Annotated in this window: 8 protein-coding genes; all 8 read left to right on the top strand. The window is 39.4% G+C overall.

Annotated elements, in window-relative coordinates; all coding sequences use genetic code 11:
• Window positions 1-207 precede the first annotated feature (207 nt).
• On the top strand, window positions 208-2,853 hold the full coding sequence (topA, locus tag FJR05_RS15905) for a type I DNA topoisomerase (RefSeq protein ID WP_168644996.1): 2,646 nt from the start codon (window positions 208-210) through the stop codon (window positions 2,851-2,853).
• Window positions 2,854-3,223: 370 nt separating this feature from the next.
• Window positions 3,224-3,364 (top strand): hypothetical protein, encoded by a 141-nt coding sequence (locus FJR05_RS15910; RefSeq protein ID WP_027404689.1) that lies wholly within the window; start codon window positions 3,224-3,226, stop codon window positions 3,362-3,364.
• Window positions 3,339-3,833 carry a type II 3-dehydroquinate dehydratase gene (gene aroQ / locus FJR05_RS15915; protein WP_168644997.1) on the top strand — a complete coding sequence of 165 codons (495 nt, stop codon included), beginning with the start codon at window positions 3,339-3,341 and terminating at the stop codon, window positions 3,831-3,833. The genes FJR05_RS15910 and aroQ overlap by 26 nt, the downstream gene beginning before the upstream one ends.
• A 187-nt stretch (window positions 3,834-4,020) precedes the next feature.
• On the top strand, window positions 4,021-4,917 hold the full coding sequence (locus FJR05_RS15920; protein WP_168644998.1) for an ADP-ribosylglycohydrolase family protein: 897 nt from the start codon (window positions 4,021-4,023) through the stop codon (window positions 4,915-4,917).
• 227 nt (window positions 4,918-5,144) lie between these two features.
• Window positions 5,145-7,763 carry an HD family phosphohydrolase gene (locus FJR05_RS15925; protein WP_168644999.1) on the top strand — a complete coding sequence of 873 codons (2,619 nt, stop codon included), beginning with the start codon at window positions 5,145-5,147 and terminating at the stop codon, window positions 7,761-7,763.
• A 139-nt stretch (window positions 7,764-7,902) separates the two neighbouring features.
• The gene (locus FJR05_RS15930; RefSeq protein ID WP_168645000.1) at window positions 7,903-8,508 is read left to right on the top strand and encodes a VWA domain-containing protein; all 606 of its coding nucleotides are present in this window, start codon (window positions 7,903-7,905) and stop codon (window positions 8,506-8,508) included.
• Between the two features lie 35 nt (window positions 8,509-8,543).
• Entirely contained in the window at window positions 8,544-9,149 is a 606-nt protein-coding gene (locus tag FJR05_RS15935) for a VWA domain-containing protein (RefSeq protein ID WP_168645001.1), read from the top strand.
• A gap of 242 nt (window positions 9,150-9,391) precedes the next feature.
• Entirely contained in the window at window positions 9,392-9,925 is a 534-nt protein-coding gene (locus tag FJR05_RS15940; protein ID WP_371416901.1) for a salt stress protein, Slr1339 family, read from the top strand.
• The last annotated feature ends 235 nt before the right edge of the window (window positions 9,926-10,160 follow it).

Genomic DNA, 10,160 nt, shown 5'->3' on the forward strand with positions numbered 1-10,160 from the left:
TATGCACTAGATGAGTTAAAGATGGAAATAACTGACAATTGACTCTCAAAAGAATCACTGCACCTGAAATTGAGAAAAAATTCCCCCTTTTAGGCAGTTTGTGTAAGTATACAATCACAGCTTAGGCGTGATATTTCATCTTGACATTTCGCAAAAATTAACCAAACGTAACTATTTAGCTGCATAGCTATTATTTTTTAAATTTCCATGTCAACTCTCGTTATCGTCGAATCTCCCACAAAAGCTCGTACCATTCGCAACTACCTACCAAAAGACTATGTGGTAGAAGCTTCAATGGGTCATGTCCGTGACCTTCCCCAGTCGGCCAGTGAAATTCCCGCAGCCGTCAAAGGGGAAAAATGGGCGCAGCTTGGGGTCAATGTAGAAGCCGACTTTGAACCGATTTATGTCGTTCCCAAAGACAAAAAGAAAATTGTCACTCAGCTTAAAGAAGCCCTCAAAGGCGTAACTGAACTGATTTTGGCCACAGACGAAGACCGGGAAGGGGAAAGCATTAGTTGGCATTTATACCAATTGCTCAAGCCCAAAGTGCCAACAAAGCGCATGGTATTTCATGAAATTACCAAAGAAGCCATTCAAAAAGCTTTGAAAGACTGCCGTAATATTGATGAGCAGGTAGTTCGCGCTCAAGAAACCCGCCGAATTTTAGACCGCTTAGTAGGATATACCCTATCGCCACTACTATGGAAAAAAATTGCCTGGGGGTTATCCGCTGGGCGAGTGCAATCTGTAGCAGTGCGCCTATTAGTAATTAAAGAACGCCAACGTCGGGCTTTCCATGAAGGTACATATTGGGATTTAAAAGCCAGTTTAGAACAGGAAAAAAGTCCATTTAGCGCGGTTCTGGTAACTCTTAGCGGCACAAAAGTTGCCACAGGCAGCGATTTTGACTCAACAACGGGCAGAATTACCGCAGGTCGCAATGTCATTTTACTCAACGAAGAACAAGCGGAAGCTCTGAAAGCCCGTCTAGAAGGGAAAATCTGGACAGTGACCGATATGGAAGAACGTCCTGTCACTCGCAAACCAGCACCACCGTTCACAACTTCCACACTGCAACAAGAATCTAACCGCAAGTTGCGCTTATCGGCACGGGATACGATGCGGGTGGCACAGAATTTGTATGAGCAAGGGTATATTACCTATATGCGGACAGATTCGGTACATTTATCCGACCAAGCGATTACCGCCGCTCGTGCTTGTGTAGAACAAAAATACGGGAAACAATACCTAAGTCCCCAACCTCGACAATACACTACCAAATCTAAAGGCGCACAAGAAGCTCACGAAGCCATTCGTCCCGCTGGTAGCAGTTTCCGCACTCCCCAAGATACAGGCTTAGGTGGAAGAGAATTTGCTGTTTATGATTTGATTTGGAAGCGCACCGTCGCCTCACAAATGGCTGACTCTCGCCAAACTCAAGTTACTGTGCAAATCCAAGTGGAAGATGCTGGTTTTCGTTCCTCTGGGAAGCGGATAGATTTTCCTGGCTACCTCCGCGCTTATGTAGAAGGTTCGGATGATCCTGAAGCCGCTTTAGAAGATCAAGAAGTAATTTTACCTGCTTTGAAAGTTGGTGATCATCCCAAATGTCATGAACTGGCGGCGGTAGGCCATGAAACCCAACCTCCTGCCCGTTATACTGAAGCAACTTTGGTGAAAACCCTAGAAAGTGAAGGCATTGGTCGTCCTAGTACCTACGCCAGCATTATTGGCACAATCATTGATAAAGATTATGCCCAATTGGTGAATAATGCCCTAATTCCTACTTTCACGGCTTTTGCTGTGACTGATTTACTGGAAAAACATTTTCCAGATATTGTTGACCCTAGTTTTACTTCCAAAATGGAGCAAACCTTGGATGAAATTTCTACAGGTGAGGCTCAATGGCTTCCTTACTTAAAGAAATTTTATCTTGGTGAACAAGGTTTAGAAACTTTGGTGAGGGAAAGAGAAACAGAAATTGATGCCAGTAAAGCTAGAACTGTAGAACTAGAAAATTTAGATGCTAAAGTCCGTATTGGTAAATATGGTCCCTACATTGAAGTTACCAATGGTGAGGAAGTAATTACCGCTTCTATTCCTAAAAACCTGACTCCGGCTGACCTAGACCCTAAACAGGTGGACATTCTCCTCAAACAAAAAATTGTTGGACCTGACCAAGTTGGTCGTCACCCAGAAACCGGAGAACCTATTTATATCAAGATTGGTACTTATGGCCCTTATGTGCAGCTAGGTGATAAAACTGAGGAAAATCCTAAACCTAAACAAGCTTCTTTCCCCAAGGGTGTGACACCGGAAACACTCACTTTGGATATGGCTGTTGGTTTATTATCTCTTCCCCGCTCTTTGGGAACTCACCCGGAAACTGGTGGCAAAGTCCAAGCTAGTTTAGGAAGATTTGGACCCTATGTTGTCCATGATCAAGGAAAAGAGGGAAAAGATTATCGTTCTCTGAAATCTACTGATAATGTCTTGACAATTTCTTTGAATCGTGCTTTGGAATTATTGGCAGAACCGAAAAAGGGACGTGCTGCTGCTAAGGGTAAGTCTAAGGAAGCTTTACGGGAGTTGGGTCCACATCCAGAAGATGATGCACCAGTTAATATCTATGATGGTCCTTATGGTCCTTACATTAAACACGGGAAAACTAATGCCAGTATTCCTGAAGGTGAATCGGTAGAAAATATAACTTTGTCTACGGCTATTGAATTACTTTCAGCGAAAGCATCTACAAAATCTACACGGAAAACCACTAAATCTACTACTACTAAGTCAACTACTACTAAATCAACAAAGACGAGGGCGAAAAAGACAGACCCGGCAAGTTAGGACAGGGAGCAGGGGAGCAAGGAGCAGGGGAGCAGGGGAGCAGGGGTATAAATTTATTTATTTACTTCTTTCTGACTCCTGACTCCTGACTCCTAACTCCTAACTCCTAACTCCTAACTCCTAACTCCTGACTCCTGACTCCTGACTCCTGACTCCTGACTCCCGAATTCCTATCACTAATTACCCATTACTAATGATGGATGTGATAATCTAATAAGTAAGGGAAAACACAAAATTAAAATTCCATAGTAGGAAATATCATACTTGTGGAAATGTGTCAACCATGTCAAGGCTAGAAGTGCGATAATACGCCAGTTTCTGCGACCCGGTTAAATAAAATTGAGGTAGTATCTCAGGAGCGGTCAGTTTAATGGATTATATAGAAAAGGTGCTGGAAAAGCTGAAAGAATTAGCGCGAAAGTTAATTGATAGTCTGCTAGGTCCAGAGGCTGAACCGGAACCGGAACTGATTCCGATTCCTGTACATGAACGTTCTATGCGTCGTCGCTAAAATTTATAAGGTGTGGGAGTTGAATTTGCCAGGTTTAAGTATTCTTGTGCTGCATGGGCCAAACCTAAATTTGCTGGGACTTAGAGAACCGGGGATTTATGGTTCGTTGACTTTGGCAGAAATTAATCGCTTGTTAGAGTCCAAAGCAATGGAACTGCAAGCAGAGATATTGCCCATGCAGTCAAATCATGAAGGGGTTTTAGTAGATGCTATTCACGGGGCATTAGGGAAGCATCAGGGGATTGTAATTAATGCTGGGGCTTACACTCATACTAGTGTGGCTTTGCGGGATGCGATCGCTGCTGTTAATTTACCTACTGTCGAAGTTCATTTGAGTAATATTTATCGTCGGGAAGATTTCCGTCATCATTCTTATATCGCACCAGTGGTAATTGGCCAAATTAGTGGCTTTGGCGCTCAAAGCTATTTGTTAGGTCTGGAAGCACTGGTGTATTATTTAAGGCAGTAATAGGGAAGAGGGAAGAGGGAAGAGGCAAGAGGCAAGAGGCAAGAGGCAAGAGGCAAGAGGCAAGAGGTAAAAGGCAAGAGGCAAAAGGCAAGAAAGAGTTATTTTCAATTACCAATTACCAATCACCTATTACCTATTACCTATTACCTATTACCTATTACCTATTACCTATTACCTATTAAAAATTATGCGTTATTCTCTTGTGAATCGGGTGAGGGGGACAATTCTCGGAGCATTTTTAGGAGAGAGTTTATCTAACCCGAATGGTTTTAATTTGGGTAGGATTGCGGTTTTGGGGACGGAAAGTTTAATCAGTTTGGGTAGGTTTGATGTAGAGGACTGGTTAAAGCGTCAAGAAGCGGCAGATATTAAATTAGAAAAAAATATTAATTCTTGGGGACAAATGATTCTCGCTACATTACCGGTGGTGATGTTTTTTCATGAAAATCCTGTGAAAATGCGAGAAAATATTTTAGAACTGCAAAAAATATGGAAGTGGCAAGATGAGCCGATTGTGAGAGATGCTAGTTTAATCATAGGATATGCGATCGCTCAATCCCTGAATGAAAAACTTAATCCCCGCACATTAATTTCCGAAACAGTGAGTTTTTTAGATAAAACATCAACTTCCCTACCACAACAATTAATAAAAGTCAATGATTTATTAAAAAACGGTGCAGGACTAGAAACAGCAACCAGGGAATTAAGTAGTCCAGAACAATTAACTAGTAATATTGGTTTAGCTTTTTACTGCTTTCTGAGTACCTTAGAAGACTTTTCTCTAACTATATTAAGAACTAATCAAAATCACGATTTTGCCAGTCCAGATGTTACAGGTGCAATTGCTGGAGGATTATCCGGTGCATATAACAGTATGGTGGGTATACCTGTAAATTGGCAAATGTCCTCCTCTGTCACCAATTCCCCTGCATGGGGACTGGAGAATTTTGCCCAGATGTTAAAATTAGCCGATACAATGATGGCGGTGTGGGCTGGAGTATATGACTTTAGTGATAATTTTGGCGAAAGTGTAGAGACACGGTATACTGTTTTTGCTGCTCCTCATATTATTCGTAGACGTTAAAATTATATGATTTTTGCGAAACACTGAATTAATTGGGCAGTAAATTTGGAGACTGTCGTATTTAACCCTGAAGGGAGTAACAAACTTTTTTCATCGAATATCTAAAATCTAAAATTCCTGGTTAAGTACGAACCGCTATTTATTCCTAAGTTGTTATACAGCTTGGGTGACATTTGCGGTAATGCCGGAGGCATCAGCCATATTTGGGGTATCTCGCGGAAAACAAGATGAAAACGCAGCAATTTTTGCAGTCCTTGAGTCAGCAATTAAAGCAATGGCAACGACAGTATAAACTTCTATTCCGTCAAGGAGAGTGCCAACGGAAACTGCATAGGAATTTTTTCAAAAATCTATTTCTATATTTATCAGCCAATAGTCACCAAGGAAAACAAGGTAAACGGGGACAAACACAAACATCAACTACTAAATTGGTGAGAAAAACTGGTGGTGTTGATAAAGTGGTTTTCAGATGGGTACACCAAAAACGCTCCTCAATAATTTTGGTGTTAGCAGTATTATCATTGACAAGTGTGGTGGGTCATGATTTATATAATCAGCCAAGAATGAAAGTTGATAATATTGCCTTACAAACATTTATTGCTCCCTACGCCGATAATATTGAAAATCGAGAAGAGACAGAACAGAAACGCAAAGATGCTATAGATAGGTCTGTGCCAGTTTTGATGATTGATAACCAGATCAATGATAAAATTAATGAGCATTTAGAAGAAATTTTAGATACAGGTAATCAACTGCGGGAGATAGTTGGTATTTTTCCATTTTCTGCTACTTCAGTTTTATCAATTCCGACTCAACGTTATTTGAGGACTTTTCCTGAATCAGAATGGCAAAAGCTAAAAGTCAATTTAGAAAATAAGAGAAAACAAAATTTAAGCAAACAAAATTCTAAATCTTTGTTAATACCGCAAAATTCAATAAATGGTAAAAAGTCGTCTAATTCATCAAGTCTTCCGGTATTATCGTTGCCTAGTTATGGAAATCATAGTGATGAAGCGTCCTTTATTCAAGCATTATCAGAACTGGAGGCTTATCAATTTACTGCGTTAGAACCTAATTTTTCAGAACTAATTACTCAAATATCGCAAGTTAGGCAAGGATATAATCAAGCCATTGATCAAGTATCAAAATTAAAAAATGAACAGATCCAAAAAATTTATATAAAGTCTGTTATTTTAGAATTAACTGATAATGATTGGTTAAAAACACAAACTGGGATTCGTAAAATTGCCGAGCGAATTCTTGCCCAAGGTATATCGGCTGGATTACCCGAACCTATTTTGAATAATGCAGTTAATTTACAAGTAGAATTATCTGTACCTATTGAAGCTGAATCATTAACAAAAAATATATTGTTAGCGGTATTACAACCAAATATTAAACAAGATGAAGCCCAAACTAAACAACAAGGTCAACTGGTAGCTAATAAAATACCGTCGGTGATGATGGAGATTAGAAAAGGAGAGGTAATTGTTAGTAAGGGAGAAAAAATTACACTTGGTAAGTTTAAGATATTAGAACATTATCGCATGATTGGCAGACAGGTAAATTGGCTGGGTTTAACGGTTATAGCAATAGTTGTGACTGGAGGAATTCAGGTTTTTGTATGGTTGGAAAGAAAAAGTCATAATTATTTACGACAACGCGATCGCCTATTAGTTCTCCTACTGACTCTGAGTGTTCCTGGAGTATTGGCAATCAGTTTGCCCTATACGACTTGGAGTGCTATTGGTTTATTATTAGGCAGTTTCTATGGACCAACTGTAGGCATAACGGTGGTGGGTTTATTGTCGCTGATACTACCAATTACCACAGATACAAATATTCTCGTATTGTTGGCTGGGGCGGCGGGAGGAATATTAAGTAGTTATATTGCCCATAGATTGCGATCGCGTGAAGAATTAGCTTTATTAGGTGTTATCACTGCCCTCACTCAAGGTGGTGTATTCTTATTATTAAAAATCCTCACTGGTGGAGTTTTTGGTTCAGGTTGGTATATCTTCCAAGAGGCTGGTTTATTTGCTGTGTCTGGCTTGTCTTGGAGTGTGGTGGCTTTGGGTTTAAGTCCTTATCTGGAGACACTATTTGATGTGATTACTCCCATCCGCTTGGCGGAATTAGCTAACCCTAATCGTCCATTATTAAAGCGTCTGGCGACAGAAGCCCCAGGAACTTTTCAACATACTTTATTAGTGGCTACTTTGGCTGAAGCTGCGGCTAAACAATTGGGTTGTAATGTAGAGTTAGTGAGGGCGGGAACTTTGTATCATGATATTGGCAAAATGCACGATCCCTTGGGATTTATTGAAAATCAAATTGGCAGTCCCAATAAACATGAAACAGAAATTAAAGATCCTTGGAAAAGTGCCGAGTTAATTAAAAAGCACGTGACGGAAGGGTTAGTTATGGCCAAAAAACACAGTTTACCAACGGCAATTCAGGCTTTTATTCCCGAACATCAAGGCACAATGGCGATCGCCTATTTCTATCACCAAGCCCAACAAATAGCTCAAGAAAACCCACTGATCATCGTAGATAAAGCCGATTTTTGTTATGATGGACCCATCCCCCAATCACGGGAAACAGGCATCGTCATGTTGGCAGATTCTTGTGAAGCCGCATTACGCAGTCTCAAAGATGCAACTCCAGACAAAGCATTAAATATGCTGAATAATATCCTCAAAGCCAAATGGCAAGATGAACAATTAATAGATTCGGGCTTGACAAAAGAAGAAATGCCAAAAATTGCCCAAATATTTGTGGATGTTTGGCAACAATTTCATCACAAACGCATTGCTTATCCGAAAGCAAAAGCTGGTAATTCCTAATTAAGATAAATCTGCATAGAATCAGACTTTAGGAATAATTGACCGCAGATGAACGCAGATAAACGCAGATAAAGACCGATGAATTATATTTGGATTTTAATGGTTAAACTAAAGATAGAAAAATCACAATAGGAAGATTATGATGAGCGATCGTGACTATACCTTAATTATTGACAAAAGTGGCAGTATGTCCACACCTGACCAAGCGGGCGGGAGAACTAGATGGCAGATAGCCCAAGAATCCACTATCGCTTTAGCCAGAAAGTGCGAAGAATTTGATCCAGACGGCATTACAGTTTACGTCTTTTCCGGCAGATTTAAACGTTATGAGAACGTTACCGCTGCCAAGGTAGCCCAGATATTTCAGGAAAATGATCCAGCAGGGACAACCAACTTAGGAAGTGTGCTTCAAGATGCCTTGAATAACTACTTTCAACGCAAAGCCGCCGGTCAAACCAAACTGAATGGAGAAACCATTTTAGTTATTACTGACGGTGAACCAGATGATCGCAAAGCCGTATTTGAAATTATCATTAGTGCGACTCGACAAATGGAAAAAGATGAAGAATTAGCAATTTCCATGATTCAAGTCGGTTCAGATCCTCAAGCTACCAAATTTCTGAAAGCCTTAGATGATCAATTAGAAAGTGTTGGTGCTAAATTCGATATTTGTGATACCGTAACTTTAGATGATTTAGAAGACATGAGTTTGGCTGACGTTTTAATGAATGCCATCACTGATTAATTAACAAAAATTTCTCAAATCTGGAGAGTTTAGTCATGCTAGAAAACCGTGATTACACCTTAATTATTGATAAAAGCGGTAGCATGGCTACCCCAGATCAAAAAGGTGGGAGAACTAGATGGGCAACAGCACAAGAATCTACTTTGGCCTTAGCCAGTAAATGTGAACAATTTGATCCAGATGGCATTACTATTTATTTGTTTTCTGGAAAATTTAAACGTTATGAAAATGTTACATCTGCCAAAGTAACACAAATTTTCACAGAAAATGATCCTTCAGGAACAACAGATTTAGCAGGTGTTTTGAAACACGCTACTGATGATTATCTGCAACGCAAAACCTCCGGTACAACTAAACCCAATGGAGAAACAATTTTAGTAGTTACTGATGGTGAACCAGATGATCGTAAAGCCGTCATGAAAGTAATTATTGAAGTTTCTCGCCGTTTGGATAAAGATGAAGAATTAGCAATTTCCTTTATTCAAGTTGGTAATGATCCTCAAGCTACCCGCTTTTTGAAAATCTTAGATGATGACTTGCAAAGTGCAGGTGCTAAGTTTGATATTTGCGACACCGTTACAATGGATGATATGGAAGATATGAGTTTATCCGAAGTTTTGCTCAATGCCATTAATGACTAGCACCGCTACGCGGAATTCAAAAGCAAACCCTACTTAAATGAGATACAGTGATTAAATTGCAAAACCTGTAGGGGCGGGGAAACCCCGCCCTCAATTGTATTGTATCCGAACGATAACCGCTATATTACCGTCGTGAATTAAAAATTAAAAAAGTAGATCCCCCACTTTTCACATCAATTCATAATTTGTTGATAAGATAAAAAAAGAAGTCGGGGATCTTATCTCTTTTAGGAATTACAAATATGGATTCCATTGACAAGCTATTAGCTGAACTCAAAACTGAATATACCGAACCAAAAACCACACCACCACAAAATGATTTAACTGAGGTTAAATTGATTTCACAGATAATAAAATCAGATGTATTCATAGATAATTTATTATCAGAAGTACAAGCTGATTTAGCGGAAAATAAAACTGAATATATCCCAAACAAACCTACTGGACAAGAAAATAGGTTATCTCCTATTCAATTTGTTCATGCACCTGATACTAAGTCAGATGTATTTGTCAATAACTTATTAGCAGATGTACAAGCTGATATTTTGGCAAAGGATGCGGCGATCGCACTACAAAAACAAGAAGAATTAACACAGGAGAAAATTCGTCAAGAAAAACTTCAAGTTAAACAGAAAGAAGCTTTACAAAAATCTGCCAAGCAATGGTTAGCTAAATTAGATCCATTATCATCCGAAGGAATATGGTTTGAAAAATTTGCTGAAGGTTATCCTAGTAAATTAGTAGCCGCAATTGATTATTTACAAACTAATTCCTAAATCTCTATTTAACCCTAAATTTTTAATTAAAAATTCAATCTTTTGCCCTGACAGGAGGACAAGATAGCTAGAAGGTAGATAGAGCAAGCTCCATAGCTCTTTGCCCTTTGATGTAATCCTTCAACCGATAGCGGCTAAATTGCATTAGTTCTTCTATACTTTTTTGGAACATTTGATGTACCCCAAGCCAATAATAGAGATGTTGACCTACATAAAAACTGCTGTGTCTGCGTTG

Origin of the sequence: Dolichospermum sp. UHCC 0259 (genome assembly GCF_009711935.1) — a bacterium.
GTDB lineage: Bacteria > Cyanobacteriota > Cyanobacteriia > Cyanobacteriales > Nostocaceae > Dolichospermum.

Excerpts from the sequence above, each read along its gene's own strand:
- topA (WP_168644996.1), top strand. The coding sequence starts at position 208 with ATGTCAACTCTCGTTATCGTCGAATCTCCCACAAAAGCTCGTACCATT.
- FJR05_RS15910 (WP_027404689.1), top strand. The coding sequence starts at position 3,224 with ATGGATTATATAGAAAAGGTGCTGGAAAAGCTGAAAGAATTAGCGCGA.
- aroQ (WP_168644997.1), top strand. The coding sequence starts at position 3,339 with ATGAACGTTCTATGCGTCGTCGCTAAAATTTATAAGGTGTGGGAGTTG.
- FJR05_RS15920 (WP_168644998.1), top strand. The coding sequence starts at position 4,021 with ATGCGTTATTCTCTTGTGAATCGGGTGAGGGGGACAATTCTCGGAGCA.
- FJR05_RS15925 (WP_168644999.1), top strand. The coding sequence starts at position 5,145 with ATGAAAACGCAGCAATTTTTGCAGTCCTTGAGTCAGCAATTAAAGCAA.
- FJR05_RS15930 (WP_168645000.1), top strand. The coding sequence starts at position 7,903 with ATGATGAGCGATCGTGACTATACCTTAATTATTGACAAAAGTGGCAGT.
- FJR05_RS15935 (WP_168645001.1), top strand. The coding sequence starts at position 8,544 with ATGCTAGAAAACCGTGATTACACCTTAATTATTGATAAAAGCGGTAGC.
- FJR05_RS15940 (WP_371416901.1), top strand. The coding sequence starts at position 9,392 with ATGGATTCCATTGACAAGCTATTAGCTGAACTCAAAACTGAATATACC.